Here is a 15,517-nt window from a genome sequence, read left to right as displayed (position 1 = left end):
GTAAGGATTATAATTTATTTGAATTGGATTTCTAAAAAATAACCATTATTAATTAGGATACAAAACAGCTGGGATCTTTTCTCTGATCTTATTTTAGGGCTTGAATAAATCGTTGCATTTCTTTCATGGTACCGATAGTAATTCGGGTCCATTTGCCGTTTTCTTCGTAAATTCTTGTTCCTGATATGTTGTGGTCTTTTAGTTGTTGGAAATAGTCTTTTTTGTAATTTTCTAAGGAGAAGTAAATAAAATTCGAATGCGAAGGGATGCAGGTTAAATGAAGAAGATTCAGTTGTGTTGTGGTGTATTTTTTTACTTCTTCATTGGAGGTGCGAACCTGACGAATAAAGCTTTCATCGTTTAAGGAGGCAATCGCTGCGGCAATAGAGACAACACTGAGGGATAAGTTGGGAGACGATTTTAAAATACTCAATTCTTCAATCATGGCAGAATGTGCGAGAGCATAGCCAATACGGGCGCCTGCCAGACCATACATTTTAGAGAAAGTTTTGGTAATAATCAGATTTTTATGGGTGACCACTAAATCGCTTAACGATTGTTCGTCTGTAAAATCGATGTACGCTTCATCAACAAAAACAAGTGTTTTTTGAGTTGCTTCTTTGATGAAAGAAATCAGATCTTCTCTTTGGCATAGCGTTCCCGTGGGATTGTTTGGGTTGCAGATGTAAACCATTTTGGTGTCGGCATCAATGGCTTTTAGCATGGCAGCTAAATCGTGTTTTTTGTCTTTGGTTAAGGGAACGGTGATTTTTTTTATGCCTAATTTTTCAGCAGGAGCTGTCCAGTAGTCAAAGGTCGTTTCGGCGATTATAAAATTGCCTTTTTGTAATGCGGTATATTGAAGTATTAAATCTAAAATTTCAGTGGAACCGGCACCCAGAAGAATGTTGTTTTCTGAAACCGTATTTTTTTTTGCCAGCAGCGTAATGAGTTCCGGTGAAAGATTCCAGCCGTATCGATTGCTGATGTTGATACTTTTGGCCATTGCTTCCCGTGCCTTTGGTGACGGGCCATATGGGTTTTCGTTGGAACGGAGTAATATGGGTGAATTATCTGTATAGGGTAGTATAGACTCTGTAGTGCCGTTGGCAAAGGTTTCAAAAGGGTAAAGCCCCAGTCCAATAGTTCCCAGGCCAATTTGTTTTAACCAAATTCTTCTGTTGTTCATTTTTTTATCAGATTAAATTAAACAATTCAATGAAATGAGTAGGTCGTTTAGAGGGGAGAAAAGTTACGAGTTATTTTCTAGATTTTCTTTTGTAAGTTTGAATGAATTAAAAAGGTATCTTGATGTTCCAGTCCATTTCTAAGAATAAAACTGCAGTTTTTTTAGTTGTATTTTTCTCAATCGTTTCTAATGCTCAAAGTAATATGTTTGGAGATTGGAGAATTGATAATATTATCGGAATTTCTGATATTAAAGAATATTCTATGGTTAAACAAGAGGAGAATAATCGTTCAGGGCATTTATTGACATTGAATTTGGATGGAACATTCGTAAGTAGAAATTTGCCTCAATGCGGGAATGATACCTTCTTGAGTGCTTTTGGTAATTTTATAGTAATTGACGATACTCATATTCGCTTTATTCTACGAAAAACTTCCTCAAGGAGTTATAATAAAGTTCATAATTTAGAATCAGATTTGAGTAGGGATTTAGGGATTTTTTATATTTATAAAGATTCAGGATCAGTTCGATTAATTGCAAGTAATGGAGTTTTGGAAGATGATAAAAATAAAATTTTGTATACTAAACTGATGGATTCTTTTAATTGGCGATTGTATGATTTTGTTTGGAATAATACAAAAGGAAATAATCCGGAAGAAATCGTAAAAGATTGTATTGATTTAGAAAAGCGGATTGATTTTTCTCATTGCAAAGTTGTCTTTTCAAAAAAAGAAAATTATGGTGATGTTATTCTGATGCAGGAAAACAGCAATTTCCACTTTGTGATTTATGATGATTTTAAAAAGAAGGTTTCTTTGGCTTATCCGAAGTAGATTTTTTTGGTCATAAAGTTCATGAGATTTTTTATGGATGTGATTTTATAAACCGCAAAGTTCGTAAAGCTTTATGTTGATCTTGACTTTGCGAACTTTTCGGTTAATTTTTATGAAGATTCAGCAACTCATGATAGCGGTCAGAAATAATTTTCATGTTGGTGCTGTAATTTGCATTTTCCTCGACAAATTTTTGGTTTTGAAGAATAGCCTGATTTCGTAATTCCGAATTTTCAAAAGACCAGATTAGTTCTTCAGCAAGCATTTCGATATTGTCAATTTCAATCAATTGCCCGTTTTTGCGGTGTCTGATCCAGCTTTGGTTTCCGGGAATGTCTGAAACTATTGGATAACAGTTGCAGGCCATGGCTTCAAATAAGGATGCCGATACCCCTTCGGTAATAGGCATGCTGATGTAGGTATTGGATTGCTGTAATAGTTTAGGAAGTTCAGTGTTTGGAATTCTTCCGGTGAAAAATACCTTGTTTTCAATTTGTAATGCTGCGGTTAAGTCTTTCAAAGATTGCAGTCGGGTTCCGTTACCTACAATGGTTAATGAAAAGTCAATTCCTTTTTGGTGTAAAATACCAAAGGCTTTTAAAATGGAATCATGACGGTATTCCGGCTGTAGCGAACGGGTAACAATCGCTTCGATTTTTATCGAATTATTGATTGATGGTGTGAAAAGTGATAAATCAATTCCTTTTGGGAGCACTAAAACTTTGCTCATGTCTACACCAATTGCTTTCATCGAAATGGTCATAACAGGTCCCCAGGCGTGTATTAAATCTGCTTTTTTGAAGGCGTGTTTCTGAATGAATTTTTTAAAGGGGAGCAGGAGTGAACCTTCCGGCCACAGATCGGTTCGGCCTTGTTGTGCAATTGCAATAGGATGCATTCCTGAAATTGCTGCCAAAAAACCATAACTGGTGGTTCTTTCGGCAATAATCATGTCCGGTTTTTCCTGTTTGATTTTTTTTCGAATCGAAAGAGGGGAGAAAAGATATTCTAAAATACGTTTGAATCGGCTGAGTTTGGAATGGTTGGGTGTTTGAAGTTCCCAGCTGCAAATTTCAAAATCGCCAAATTCTTCAAGGCCTTTCATCCACGTAATGGCGTCAGCACGATAAGATTCTCCAAGAAAAAGTATTTTTCTTTTTTTCATTCGGCAAACTTAATTTTTTTGCCACAGATTAAAAGATTTTTAAAGGATTTTTTGATGTATAGCAATCGGTGAAATTTGTCGTCAAACTTTATCTCGCATTTCTGGGGCGCAGCATATCCTTTTTGAAGTTTTCTCGCCACGAATTCACGAATTAATTTAAAAAATTTGTGAATTCGTGGCGAAGTATCTTTTCTAAAATTCTTCAGTGTCTAAGGCGCGATTAAAGAATTCGTTTAAAGGTTTTAAAGCGATGAGTTTTTGGCTTATTTTCGAAACAAAGTCTTTTTGCCACGAATTCACGAATTAGTTTGAATAATTTGTGAATTCGTGGCGAAGTATCTTTTCTAAAATTCTTCAGTGTCTAAGGCGCGATTAAAGAATTCGTTTAAAGGTTTTAAAGCGATGAGTTTTTGACTCATTTTCGAAACGAAGTCTTTTTGAGTCACCTCGTCGATGTTGTATTTTTGGGTAGCGGTAAAGCTTTTTAGTCTTAAAAACGCAATGGCAGGATGGTCTTTTTCATACCCTCTTGGCGGGTTTTTGAGAGCGTTGTTTTCGTTGACATCCAGACTGCCAAATTCCTTTTTGAAGTTTTTATCGGTCAGTATGGCTTCGAGATCCTCGTGAAAAAAAGCAATTTCTTTGCGTATTTTTTTCAGATCTTCGGCTTCAGGCGAATAAAACCCTCCGGCGATAAAACTGGCTCCTTTTTCAATATGTACATAATATCCGGCTCGGTTGAGGCCTTTGACGGCTGAAGACATCCAGATTCCTAAATGTGCTTTGTATGGGGATTTGTCTTTAGAAAACCGAATATCACGATTGATCCTGAAAGTACAGTTTTTGACTTCTAATAGTTCCAGTGCAGGATCCAGAGGTTTCATTGCATCCAGTAAATCACTAACTAATTGGTGATAATCTTTTTTGAAAACTTCATATCGTTTCTTGTGGTCCAGAAACCAATCCCGATTGTTGTTCTTCTTTAAATCGTCTAAAAATTGCAATGATTCTTTCGTTAACATATCTTCTCTGTTATTGCAGTTGTTTTTTTAAGTCTTCTTCTTTGATGAAACCGATGTTTTTCCATTTTTCGGCTTTGTTTTCGTACAAAATCATAGTAGGAAGCTGTTCGATTTTCATCTGAGTTGCTAAAGTTTCGTTTTTGTCCACATCAATACGAATGATAACCACTTTGTCTGCCATTTCTTTTTGCATCTTCAAAAGGTACGGTTCCATTTGTTTGCAGGGACCACACCATTCTGCGTAAAAATCTACCAGAACTTTTTTGTCTGTCTTTAGCAAATTGTTAAACTCATCCATTGTCATTCCTGCGTGAGCTGTTGAAGCTTTAGAAAAACCTTCTGCGTTCCATTTCATGATGCCGCCTTCTAATTCATAAATAGTGGTAAAGCCCAATTCGTTCAGTTTTGAAGCTGCTTTTTTACTTCTTCCGCCGCTTAAACAATAAACAAAAACAGGTTTCGATTTATCGTAAGCCGCCACTTTGGCTTCAAAATCATCACCATTCCAGTTAATATTTACCGCATTGTCAATATGATTGGATTCAAATTCTTCCGGAGTTCGAACATCTAGTATTTGAGCATTTTCGGTGGTTTTAATTTTTTCGGCAAAATCCTTCGGAGTAATTTCTTCAATGGTACCGGATTTTTTTTCATTGCAGGAAATGAATACGACCGAAAGTACCAGGAATAGAATTTTAGAGAACTTCATAAGATTGTGTTTTTAAAAAATAGAATTGCTAAAATAATGATTGATAATTAGTCAATTAGATAATTAGTCAATTAGATAATGTGCCAATGAGATAATTCAAAATCATTATCTAATCATCTAAATTATCTCATTGGCACATTATCTAATTGGCATAATTGTCTAATTTGAATATTTTGTAACTCTGATGCGTTGATTTTACAATAGCTTCGGTACGTTCAGGATGCGTGTCTGAGATAAAAAGCTGTCCGAAAGTTTCGCTGTTGACCATTTCGATAATTTTAGCCACACGGGTTTCATCTAATTTATCAAAAATATCATCAAACAACAGCAGAGGTTTTACACCGCTTTGTTTTTTTAAAAACTCAAATTGAGCCAGTTTCAAAGCAATCAGGAAAGATTTTTGCTGCCCTTGAGATCCGAATTTTTTAATGGGATGTGAATCAATTTCAAAGGAGAGGTCATCTTTGTGAATGCCTACGCTGGTGTATTGTAATGCCCGGTCTTTGTTGATGTTCTCCTTAAGCAGGGTCAATAAGTCTTTTTCGAACAAATTACTTTCGTAAACCAACTGTACGGTTTCTTCCGATCCGGTTATGGCCTGATGGTGTACATTAAATATAGGTATAAATTGTTCCAGGAAATCTTTTCGTTTCTCAAATATCGATTGGCCAAAAGTATTCAGCTGTTCGTTGTATATGGATAAAGTATCATTGTCAAAAGTATGGTTCAGTGCAAAATATTTCAGTAGTGCATTGCGTTGTACAATTACTTTTTGATATTGAATAAGCTGGTGCAAGTAAGTAGAATCCAATTGTGAAATCACACTGTCCATAAACTTACGACGTGTTTCGCTTCCTTCCACGATTAAATCACGGTCGGCAGGGGAAATAATAACCAGCGGGATGAATCCGATATGATCGGAGAATTTATCGTAAGCTTTACCGTTTCTTTTTAAAACCTTTTTCTGTCCTTTTTTTAAACTGCAGACAATCTGTTCGGTTCTGTCGTTTTTTTCTAATTCGGCATCGATTACAAAAAACTCTTCTCCATGTTTGATATTTTGAACAGCCAGCGGATTGAAGTAACTTTTTCCGTAGGCCAGATGATAAATGGCATCAAGCACATTGGTCTTTCCAATTCCGTTTTTGCCGACAAAACAATTGATTTTGCGGTCGAAATCAAAATTGATTTCGGAGAAGTTTTTATAATTGAATAAAGAAATTTTGTTTAAATACATTTTTTTGGAAACTCTAAGGGTAAAATCGGATGTTTGTTAATTAGATCTCGCGTTACTGGTTTCTTTTGCTGCAGATTAAATGATTTTTTTGTTAAATCCAGCATGATAATTTTGTAATCTGTGAGAATCTGTGAAATCTGTGGCAAAAAAACGAACTAATAGCCAAGAAAAATCCTGTTTTGAACATCAAAAATTTGAGGGTGCAAATTATCGAAAATTATCGATATAAAAGGCTTTTGATCGGTTTGAAGCGGAATTATTTTCCGCTTGAGGAGGAAGGACTTGCTGTTGATGAAATTATTTTTTTTAAAATAGTGATAAAATTGATTTTTTTTACGTCGGTTTCAATAAAAATTTTATTTTTGCCGTTCACTAAATTAATTTTAAATGGCAACTTACAATAAAAGAGGATATAAAGCACCGAAAGAGAAAGAAGTTAAAGAAGTAAATGAGGAAACACAGGTAGTTATTGACGAGAAAGACAGTACGACAGCAGGTGTTTTTTCAAAGTTAGATGAAACTGCTTCAAAAACTGAGGATTGGGTAGCTAAAAATCAAAAAATCATTATTGGTTTAGTTGCTGGTATTGCAATTGCTACTATAGGATATTTAGCATATCAGAAATTTGTTGAAAATCCTAAGCAGGATGAGGCTGCAAGCGAAATGTTTGTTGCTCAGCAAAACTTCGAAAAAGCGACTAATGGTGTAGCAAGTGATTCTCTGTACAAATTGGCTTTAAATGGTTCTGAAGGTAAATTCGGTTTCGTTAAAATCGCTGACGAATATTCAGGAACTGATGCTGGAAATTTAGCGAACTATTACGCAGGTATTGCTTCTTTGAACATTGGTAAATACGATGATGCAATTAAATATTTAGGAGAATTTAAATCAAAAGAAGTTATTGTAGGAGCTTTGGCAATTGGTGCTATTGGAGACGCTTATTCTCAAAAGAACCAACAAAAAGAAGCTTTAGACTATTACGTGAAAGCGGCTGAATCTAATAAAAATGATTTCACTACTCCTCGTTTCTTGTTAAAAGCAGGTAAAACAGCTTTGGCTTTAGGTCAAAAAGAAGACGCTTTGAAGTACTTAACAGATATCAAAGACAACTACGACGCAACTCCGGAAGCTGCTGCTGTTGATGTATTGATCGGATTAGCACAATAAAAATTTTAGACTTTAGATTTAAGATTGTAGATTTGTATTTCACAATCTGAAATCTAATATCTAAAATCTTAAATATAAAAGATGGCTACTCAAAATAAAAATTTATCAGAATACGATAAAAACACAATCCCAAATGCGAAAGATTTTCGATTTGGGATTGTTGTTTCTGAATGGAATGAAACGGTTACAGAAGGACTTTATAATGGCGCTTTTGACGCTCTGACAGATTGTGAAGTTCCGGCTCATCAAATTATCCGCTGGAATGTTCCGGGGAGTTTTGAGCTTGTTTACGGTGCCAAGAAAATGCTGCAAACACAAAACGTTGATGCGGTAATTGTAATTGGATGTGTGATTCAGGGAGAAACAAAACACTTTGATTTTGTATGTGAAGGTGTTACTCAGGGTATAAAAGATTTGAATGTTCAGACTGATATTCCGGTTATTTTTTGTGTTTTAACAGACAATAACATGCAACAGTCCATTGACAGAAGTGGAGGAATTCACGGAAACAAAGGAACTGAGGCGGCAATCGCGGCAATCAAAATGGCTTATATTCGCCAACAGGCTTCTATGTCACACCCGTTCAATCAGCCATTGTTGTCTTCAGGAGCACTTCAGATAGAAGATAAGCCAAGAGAAATCGAGAACGAATAAAACACAATTGTTTTAATAATACTAAAACCTATGCTGTGTAAAATAGTATAGGTTTTTTGTTTTTTTTATGATAGCTGTTGTTCAAAAAGACAACAGAAATTCATTAAATTTGTACACCTTGGTTTTAAAAACCAGAATTGAAATAATAATATTACCCTGAGATTTTACGAATTATTTTCGATAAAAATCGATGGACAACCTTTAACCCAAATTTTTTAATGTCGAGTATCATTCAATTACTTCCTGATCACGTTGCGAATCAAATTGCTGCCGGAGAGGTGGTTCAAAGACCTGCTTCGGTTGTAAAAGAGCTGTTAGAAAATGCTGTTGATGCGAAAGCAACTGACATTAAATTGATTATTAAAGATGCCGGAAAATCATTAGTTCAGGTTATCGATAATGGAATGGGGATGAGTGTAACCGATGCACGTTTGTGTTTCGCACGTCACGCTACTTCAAAAATACGCCAGGCCGAAGATCTTTTTTCGCTTCATACTAAAGGGTTTCGTGGAGAAGCATTGGCTTCTATTGCGGCGATTGCGCACATGGAAATGAAGACGAAACAGGATCAGGAAGAACTGGGGACACATATTGTAATCGAAGGAAGTAAATTTGTATCGCAGGAAGAAGCTGTTTTGCCTAAAGGAACTTCTTTTGCGGTTAAAAATTTATTTTTTAATATTCCTGCACGTCGTAATTTCTTAAAATCGGATACGGTGGAGTTTCGTCATGTTATGGACGAGTTTCAGCGTGTGGCGATGGCGCATCCTAATATTCATTTTACTTTTTACCACAATGGAAGCGAATTGTATAATTTGCCTGCAGCAGGTTATCGTCAGCGAATTGTGGGGATCATGTCCGGTAAAACCAATGAAAAATTAGTTCCGGTTAGCGAAGATACAGAGATCATTAACGTTCAGGGATTTGTTTGTAAGCCTGAGTTTGCGAAGAAAAGCAGAGGAGAGCAGTTCTTTTTTGTAAACGATCGTTTCATTAAAAGCGGTTATTTGCATCATGCGGTAATGGCGGCTTATGACGGGCTTCTGAAAGACGGTTCGCAGCCAAGTTACTTTCTATATTTGAAAGTCCCGCCCAATACAATTGATATCAATATTCATCCTACGAAAACAGAAATTAAGTTTGATGATGAGCAGGCTTTGTACGCCATTTTAAGAGCCTCTATAAAACACAGTTTGGGACAGTTTAATGTCGCACCGGTTTTAGATTTTGAACGCGACGCCAATTTAGATACTCCATATCATTATAAAGATTTAGAAGCCGAAACGCCAACGATTCAGGTTGACGGGACTTTTAACCCATTTACAGATGATAAAACCAATCAGCATTATACAAAATCGGGCTCAGGTTCCGGTTTTAGTTCGGGTTCTGGTTTTAGCTCAGGAGCCGGCTCGGGTTCCAGTTCAGGTTCAGGTTCAAGTTATAGCTCAGGAGCAAATTCGTATTCCGGTTATTCTAAAAGAGTCGAGCCAACGGCAAGCTGGGAAAGTTTGTATACCGGTTTAGATACAGAAAGTATCGAAAGTTCACCGTTTACCTTCGAAAACGAAGAAGTAACCTCCTCATTATTTAACGATAATGAAATTGAACAAGCCAGTCAGGGAACCTATCAGATTCATAAAAAATATATAGTCTCGCCAATTAAATCCGGAATGGTGATTGTCGATCAGCAAAGAGCGCATCAGCGTATTTTGTACGAGCAGTTTTTGTTGAATATGACCGTTAACCAGGCTTCTAGTCAGCAATTATTGTTTCCGTTGAATTTATTTTATTCTTCGGCCGAAATGAAACTGATCGAAGAACTGAAACCTTCTTTAGAAACAACCGGTTTCGTTTTTGATGAAGCTCAAACCGATCATATTGTGATTTCGGGAATTCCGGTAAACATTACCGAAAGCGAAGTTTCTCTGGTTATTGAACAATTATTAAGTGATTTGCAAGACGGAATTCCGGCCAACAGTTACAGCCAGAATGATACCATTGCGAAATCAATGGCTAAAAGTTTAGCGGTTAAAACCGGATCGTATTTAACCGAAAAAGAACAGGACAATCTGGTTAACGGATTATTTGCCTGTAAAGATCCAAACATTTCACCTTTTCAAAAACCTACCTTCATCACGATGCGTGTAGAAGATATAGATAAAAAGTTTGCCTTATGATGAACAACATGACTCCTGTCGTAAAACAACTGCTTATAATTAATATCATATTTTTTATTGGTGCTCAGTTAGTGCCTGTTTCCGAGCAGTTTTTTGCATTATTTTTTCCAGAAAGCGATTTTTTTAAGCTTTGGCAGCCTATAACACACATGTTTATGCACGGTGGTATTTTGCATATTGTCTTTAATATGTTTGCGATGGTTTCTTTTGGATCGGCCTTGGAACATTTTTGGGGAGGAAAGAAGTTTATTTTCTTTTACATCTCCTGTGGATTAGGTGCCGCTTTATTGCAAATTGGAGTAAATTATTTGCAATTCCAGGCAGCTTTAGAGCCGGTAAGAAGCTTAGGGCTATCCGATGCGACATTACACCAGATCTTAAATGTAAATTTTAGTGACGGAACGGGTTTTAGATCCGATTTGTTTTTTGATCAGATTAAGCCAATATTGGAAGGGGTTGGAAAGACCAATCTTACTGAAGAAGGTTTTAAAGGATTATTTAATGCGTCTGTAATTACTCAGGTACCAATGGTAGGAGCTTCCGGAGCTATTTACGGACTTTTAGTAGCTTTTGCTTTTATGTTTCCAAATGCTGAGCTTGCTTTGATGTTTATACCAGTTCCGATTAAGGCGAAATATTTTGTTCCCGGAATTTTAGCCATTGATTTGTTTTTAGGTTTCAAAGGAGATTCTATATTTGGAGGAGGAGGTACAGGGGTCGCTCACTTCGCTCATATTGGAGGAGCGGTCATTGGGTACTTCATGATGTGGTACTGGAAAAAAAATCAGTTTAATAACAATCGTTGGAATTAATTTTTAACTTTAATATTGCAAATAAAAACTAAAGAAAGCTTTTATGAACATTCTGGATGATTTAAAATTACAATATCGATTAGGCGGAATAGCCATGCGTGTTATTTTTTGGAACATTGGTTGTTTCCTGATTTCATTAGTGCTATTCTATAACTTTTCTACAGCTCAGTTTGCCTTTCCGAATTGGCTGGCGTTGTCATCAGATCCTGCCGTTTTTATGTTCAAGCCCTGGACATTTTTGACGTATGCTTTCTTTCATTATGGCTTTCTGCATTTGTTGTTTAATATGATGGTGTTGAATTTTGCAAGTAATTTATTTCTGACTTTCTTTACCCAGAAACAATATCTCGGGCTGTATATTTTAGGTGCCATTTTTTCAGGGATTGTTTTTGCACTGAGTTTTTATTTTTTAAATATTTCGGCGCCTATCGTAGGAGCTTCGGCTGCAATCATGGCAATCCTGATGGGGGTTACCACTTATCAGCCTTTGATGAATGTGCGTTTGCTGCTTATAGGTAATGTAAAGCTTTGGCACATTACAGCTGTGATACTGGTTCTTGATTTAATGCAGTTTCGTTTGGACAATACTGGAGGACATATCTCGCACTTGGCAGGAGCTTTCTTTGGATTCCTTTTTATCAAGCTGCTTCAGAACGGTACAGATCTTAGTAAAATTGTTTCCAAAACATTAGACTTCTTTGCCAGTCTATTTAAAAAATCCCCATCGACCCCATTCACAAAAGTTCATAAAAATTACAAAAAACCTACTGAAAAAGTGACGTCAAGAATTGTTACGAAAGACAAAACACAACAACAGATTGATGAAATTTTAGATAAAATCAGCCAATCCGGTTACGATTGTCTGACAAAAGAAGAAAAAGAGTTTTTATTTAAAGCTGGAAAATAATCGTTTTAGGCCCGCAATATGAAGAACCTTTCATGGTTTAATAAAATAATGTTCTTTTTGAATATAGTGCTAACTGTACTGACGTTTAGTATTTATATTTTACCATTTCTGGCACCAAAGAGTTTCCCGCTTCTATCGGTTTTAACGCTCTTTATGCCGGCTTTCTTCGTTCTCAATGGTTTGTTTTTTGTCTATTGGGGAATTCAGTTTAAAAAACGTCTTATTCTTTCCGGTTTGGTGCTGTTAACCGGAATTACTTTTATCAGTAAATTTTATAAATTCTCGGCAAAAGATTATGTTAAGGACGAAAGAGATTTCTCTGTAATGAGTTATAACGTGCGTCTTTTTAATGTTTTTAAATGGCTCGACCGCGACGATATTCCTTCCAATATAAAAGCTTTTATCGACGAAAAAGATCCGGATATTTTATGTATTCAGGAGTATTCCAATTCGGCTCATCTGGATTTGAAGGTGTATCCGCATCGTTACATTTTCATCGAGGGAAATAAAATTAAAACAGGTCAGGCGATCTTTTCAAAATTTCCTATTATTGATCAGGGAAATATCATCTTTCCAAACTCAGATAATAACGTAATTTATGCCGATATTAAAAGAGGTAAAGAGGTTATTCGTGTGTACAACATGCACCTGCAGTCTATAAAAATTTCACCGGATGTAAGTGATATTTCAAATAATATCGATCATGTCAATCAGGAAAAATCGCAGTTAATTTATACCCGAATCAGTAAAGGATTTAGACAACAGCAGGAACAGGCCGAGATCTTTAAAGAAAATATCAAACAATGCAAAAACCCGATTATTATTTGTGGAGATATGAATAATAGTCCGTTTTCGTATGTGTACCGAAATATCAAAGGAAAACTCAAAGACACCTTTGAAGAAGCTGGAGAAGGATTTGGAGCCACCTATAAGTTTCGTTATTATCCGGCACGTATTGATTATATTTTTACGGACAGTAAAATGAAAGTCAAACAATTTGAGAGTTTTTCTGACTTTGAAAATTCAGATCATTATCCGATTATGACGAGGCTTTCAATTGAATAGTTTTTTTTAACCGCAAGGCACGCTAAGGTTTACGCAAGGCACGCAAATTTTTTTATTCAAGTTTAAAAGTAAAACGCAAAGTTCGCAAAGCTACAGGGTAAAGCTTTGCGAACTTTGCGTTTATATAAAATTTAATAAGAAAAGAATCCTTGCGTCCCTTGCGGTTTATATTTTACAGACAATGAGAACTCAAATCATTATCCTATTATGACACGGCTTTCAATTGAATAGTTTTTTTAACCGCAAGGCACTCTAAGGTTTACGCAAGGCACGCAAATTTTTTTATTCAAGTTTAAGAGTAAAACGCAAGGTTCGCAAAGCTACAGGGTAAAGCTTTGCGAACCTTGTTATATGTGTAAACTTAGACAAAAAAACTTTGCGCCCTTTGCGGTTAAGCAGTACTAAACTACTTATAGATTCAGTTTTCGGTATTGCAACGGAGAAGTCTGCTTCAGTTCTTTAAACTTTCTGTTGAAATTGGAGATGTTGTTAAAGCCGCATAATTCGGCAATTTCGAGGACCGAAAGCTCACTGTTGTTGGCCAACAGTTTGGAAGCATGTTCGATTCTCACTTCTATTAAAAATTGGAAAAAGGACTTGTTGGTCCGGACTTTAAAATAGCGGCAGAACGCATTTTTAGTCATATTAGCAATCGAAGCAATCTCATCCAGGTTAATGTTTTTTTGGTAGTTGGTCATTACGTGTTCGAATACCGTCTGCATTCGTTTGCCTTCATTATCCGTAATTTTTTTATCGTACAAATGGTTGGAGAGCTGTTCTCTCTCACTGTTGGAAAGCCACTTTATGATTTCCAGAAACAAAATGAAGCGTTCGTAGTTGTCTGATTTTTTTAGTTTTTTGAAAGATTTGACGATTTTTTTAGGGGGATTGTGGGTGATAAATCCATTTTTGCTGTTTTCTAAAAAAGGCTGGATGTTTTTGAAAGTGGTTAGGGAGAAGAAATCTTTTCCAAACGAGCCTGTAGTAAAGAATAAGGTACGCATAATGGAAGATTCATTGTCATATACTTCACTTCTGAAAACATGAGGTAAATTGCTTCCAATCATTAAGATATCGCCTTCGCGGTAATGCGAGATGGTATCTCCTGCAAAAATGGCGCCCTGTCCTTTTTCGATAAAACTAATTTGTATTTCTTCGTGTTGATGGAGTTTGTCGTAAAAAACGATCTCTCTATCCTCTTGATATATAAGAGGATCTTCTCCCGATTTAGGGATTTTAAATGGAAAAACTTTCATGGTTGGTCAAGGTTAGTTCATTCAAATATATTTTATTTTGTCAAAAAAATAGCAATATATTAATTGGTTTTTTGTGTAATCAGTTTATATAGGGTAATATAGTATTGTTTTGAGGTAATTTTTCAGCCTCTTGCTTTGTTCAATATAAATAATTTTGGTTTTAATTAAAATCGATATTATGAGTATTCAATGGAAAGGCGTTATGCCGGCAGTAACAACCAAATTTACTGCAGATGATAAATTAGACTTCAGAATGTTTGAAGTTAACTTACAAGCACAATTAGAGGCAGGTGTTGATGGAATAATTCTGGGCGGAACATTAGGAGAAGCCAGTACTCTTTTGGAAGAGGAAAGAAGAGAATTGGTGAAAAATACTGTAAACCTGGTAAACAATCAGGTACCGGTAATTATGAATATTGCAGAGCAAACTACACGTGCCGCAATTTTAGCAGCCAATAAAGCCGAACAAGATGGAGCAAAAGGATTAATGATGTTGCCTCCAATGCGTTACAAAGCTTCTGATTTCGAAACGGTAACTTATTTTTCTGAAGTCGCAAAAAATACATCACTTCCAATAATGATATACAATAATCCGGTAGATTATAAAATTGAAGTTACACTGGATATGTTTGAAGATCTGTTAAAATTTGATAACATTCAGGCCGTAAAAGAATCAACAAGAGATATTTCGAATGTAACCAGAATGATTAACCGTTTCGGGGACCGATTAAAGATTTTATCAGGAGTAGATACCCTGGCTTTAGAGAGTTTATTGATGGGGTCTGACGGATGGGTTTCAGGTCTGGTATGTGCTTTTCCTAGAGAAACAGTTGCAATATACAAATTAGCCAAAGCCGGTAGAATTGATGAGGCCTTGAAGATATACAGATGGTTTCTTCCTTTATTAGAATTAGATATTAACTCATTTTTAGTACAAAATATTAAGCTTGCAGAAGTAGCAACAGGTATCGGGACAGAATATGTTCGCGCACCAAGATTACCGCTTCAGGGAGCTGAAAGAGAAAAAGTTTTAGACATTATTGCCAAATCCTTAGCATCAAGACCAACTTTGCCTGATTATAAAAACTTGTAACAGTATATAGGCTGATACAATTGGTTTTACAAATTTCTTCTTTAAGAGCCTCTTTAAATTTTATTTGTTGGTTTTCTTATGATGATTTTCGGCTGTAACGTCGTTAAATTTTACTACAATAACGCTGCTATTCTATTAAAATTTGCCTCTTTTCGCTCGAAAATCCTTTGATAATAAATCTCAATAATAAATTTTAAACAGACGCTAAGAATTGTAAAGTATTTATTCAAA

At 35.8% G+C, this 15,517-nt stretch carries 14 protein-coding genes; 8 read left to right on the top strand and 6 right to left on the bottom strand.

Annotated elements, in window-relative coordinates; genetic code table 11:
- Positions 1-88: 88 nt before the first annotated feature.
- Entirely contained in the window at positions 89-1,189 is a 1,101-nt protein-coding gene (hisC, locus tag JO950_RS04750) for a histidinol-phosphate transaminase (RefSeq protein WP_202701565.1), read from the bottom strand.
- A 122-nt stretch (positions 1,190-1,311) separates the two neighbouring features.
- Between hisC and JO950_RS04745 the strand changes: the two genes are divergently transcribed.
- Positions 1,312-2,022, top strand: coding sequence for a hypothetical protein (locus tag JO950_RS04745; protein ID WP_202701564.1), 711 nt, complete (start codon positions 1,312-1,314; stop codon positions 2,020-2,022).
- 103 nt (positions 2,023-2,125) lie between these two features.
- Here the strand turns inward: JO950_RS04745 and JO950_RS04740 are convergent, their stop codons facing one another.
- The 4 genes from JO950_RS04740 to JO950_RS04725 form a co-directional block, all read right to left on the bottom strand.
- Positions 2,126-3,187 (bottom strand): glycosyltransferase, encoded by a 1,062-nt coding sequence (locus JO950_RS04740; RefSeq protein WP_202701563.1) that lies wholly within the window; start codon positions 3,185-3,187, stop codon positions 2,126-2,128.
- A 344-nt stretch (positions 3,188-3,531) separates the two neighbouring features.
- A complete protein-coding gene (locus JO950_RS04735) occupies positions 3,532-4,209 on the bottom strand; it encodes a DUF2461 domain-containing protein (protein ID WP_202701561.1) in 678 nt (225 codons plus the stop codon).
- Between the two features lie 10 nt (positions 4,210-4,219).
- Positions 4,220-4,918, bottom strand: a complete 699-nt coding sequence (locus JO950_RS04730; RefSeq protein WP_202701559.1) for a thioredoxin domain-containing protein — start codon at positions 4,916-4,918, stop codon at positions 4,220-4,222.
- A 142-nt stretch (positions 4,919-5,060) separates the two neighbouring features.
- Positions 5,061-6,155 carry a DNA replication/repair protein RecF gene (locus JO950_RS04725; protein WP_202701557.1) on the bottom strand — a complete coding sequence of 365 codons (1,095 nt, stop codon included), beginning with the start codon at positions 6,153-6,155 and terminating at the stop codon, positions 5,061-5,063.
- Between the two features lie 387 nt (positions 6,156-6,542).
- On the opposite strand from JO950_RS04725, the gene JO950_RS04720 reads away from it, so the two are divergent.
- The 6 genes from JO950_RS04720 (at position 6,543) to JO950_RS04695 (ending at position 12,937) form a co-directional block, all read left to right on the top strand.
- Positions 6,543-7,322 carry a tetratricopeptide repeat protein gene (locus JO950_RS04720; RefSeq protein WP_202701556.1) on the top strand — a complete coding sequence of 260 codons (780 nt, stop codon included), beginning with the start codon at positions 6,543-6,545 and terminating at the stop codon, positions 7,320-7,322.
- Between the two features lie 81 nt (positions 7,323-7,403).
- Positions 7,404-7,976 (top strand): 6,7-dimethyl-8-ribityllumazine synthase, encoded by a 573-nt coding sequence (gene ribH / locus JO950_RS04715; protein ID WP_202701555.1) that lies wholly within the window; start codon positions 7,404-7,406, stop codon positions 7,974-7,976.
- 218 nt (positions 7,977-8,194) lie between these two features.
- A complete protein-coding gene (mutL, locus tag JO950_RS04710; protein ID WP_202701554.1) occupies positions 8,195-10,153 on the top strand; it encodes a DNA mismatch repair endonuclease MutL in 1,959 nt (652 codons plus the stop codon).
- On the top strand, positions 10,153-10,965 hold the full coding sequence (locus JO950_RS04705; protein WP_202701591.1) for a rhomboid family intramembrane serine protease: 813 nt from the start codon (positions 10,153-10,155) through the stop codon (positions 10,963-10,965). The genes mutL and JO950_RS04705 overlap by 1 nt, the downstream gene beginning before the upstream one ends.
- Before the next feature lie 43 nt (positions 10,966-11,008).
- Complete coding sequence (locus JO950_RS04700) at positions 11,009-11,872, top strand: rhomboid family intramembrane serine protease (protein ID WP_202701553.1); 864 nt, start codon at positions 11,009-11,011, stop codon at positions 11,870-11,872.
- Between the two features lie 48 nt (positions 11,873-11,920).
- Positions 11,921-12,937: an endonuclease/exonuclease/phosphatase family protein gene (locus JO950_RS04695; RefSeq protein WP_237732277.1), complete on the top strand. Its 1,017-nt coding sequence runs from the start codon at positions 11,921-11,923 to the stop codon at positions 12,935-12,937.
- Between the two features lie 410 nt (positions 12,938-13,347).
- On the opposite strand, the gene JO950_RS04690 is transcribed toward JO950_RS04695, so the two are convergent.
- Positions 13,348-14,193 (bottom strand): AraC family transcriptional regulator, encoded by an 846-nt coding sequence (locus tag JO950_RS04690; RefSeq protein WP_202701549.1) that lies wholly within the window; start codon positions 14,191-14,193, stop codon positions 13,348-13,350.
- Between the two features lie 178 nt (positions 14,194-14,371).
- Between JO950_RS04690 and JO950_RS04685 the strand changes: the two genes are divergently transcribed.
- Complete coding sequence (locus JO950_RS04685) at positions 14,372-15,286, top strand: dihydrodipicolinate synthase family protein (protein ID WP_202701547.1); 915 nt, start codon at positions 14,372-14,374, stop codon at positions 15,284-15,286.
- Positions 15,287-15,517: the final 231 nt, after the last annotated feature.

Origin of the sequence: Flavobacterium sp. UGB4466 (assembly GCF_903469665.1) — a bacterium.
GTDB classification, from domain to species: Bacteria; Bacteroidota; Bacteroidia; order Flavobacteriales; family Flavobacteriaceae; genus Flavobacterium; species Flavobacterium lipolyticum.
This window is presented reverse-complemented; position numbering and strand designations above follow the sequence as displayed.

Bases quoted from the DNA above. Each gene is read 5' to 3' on its own strand.
- JO950_RS04685 (WP_202701547.1), top strand. From the start codon at position 14,372: ATGAGTATTCAATGGAAAGGCGTTATGCCGGCAGTAACAACCAAATTT.
- mutL (WP_202701554.1), top strand. From the start codon at position 8,195: ATGTCGAGTATCATTCAATTACTTCCTGATCACGTTGCGAATCAAATT.
- JO950_RS04740 (WP_202701563.1), bottom strand. From the start codon at position 3,187: ATGAAAAAAAGAAAAATACTTTTTCTTGGAGAATCTTATCGTGCTGAC.
- JO950_RS04735 (WP_202701561.1), bottom strand. From the start codon at position 4,209: ATGTTAACGAAAGAATCATTGCAATTTTTAGACGATTTAAAGAAGAAC.
- JO950_RS04700 (WP_202701553.1), top strand. From the start codon at position 11,009: ATGAACATTCTGGATGATTTAAAATTACAATATCGATTAGGCGGAATA.
- ribH (WP_202701555.1), top strand. From the start codon at position 7,404: ATGGCTACTCAAAATAAAAATTTATCAGAATACGATAAAAACACAATC.
- JO950_RS04705 (WP_202701591.1), top strand. From the start codon at position 10,153: ATGAACAACATGACTCCTGTCGTAAAACAACTGCTTATAATTAATATC.
- JO950_RS04730 (WP_202701559.1), bottom strand. From the start codon at position 4,918: ATGAAGTTCTCTAAAATTCTATTCCTGGTACTTTCGGTCGTATTCATT.
- JO950_RS04720 (WP_202701556.1), top strand. From the start codon at position 6,543: ATGGCAACTTACAATAAAAGAGGATATAAAGCACCGAAAGAGAAAGAA.
- JO950_RS04745 (WP_202701564.1), top strand. From the start codon at position 1,312: ATGTTCCAGTCCATTTCTAAGAATAAAACTGCAGTTTTTTTAGTTGTA.
- hisC (WP_202701565.1), bottom strand. From the start codon at position 1,189: ATGAACAACAGAAGAATTTGGTTAAAACAAATTGGCCTGGGAACTATT.
- JO950_RS04690 (WP_202701549.1), bottom strand. From the start codon at position 14,193: ATGAAAGTTTTTCCATTTAAAATCCCTAAATCGGGAGAAGATCCTCTT.
- JO950_RS04725 (WP_202701557.1), bottom strand. From the start codon at position 6,155: ATGTATTTAAACAAAATTTCTTTATTCAATTATAAAAACTTCTCCGAA.
- JO950_RS04695 (WP_237732277.1), top strand. From the start codon at position 11,921: ATGTTCTTTTTGAATATAGTGCTAACTGTACTGACGTTTAGTATTTAT.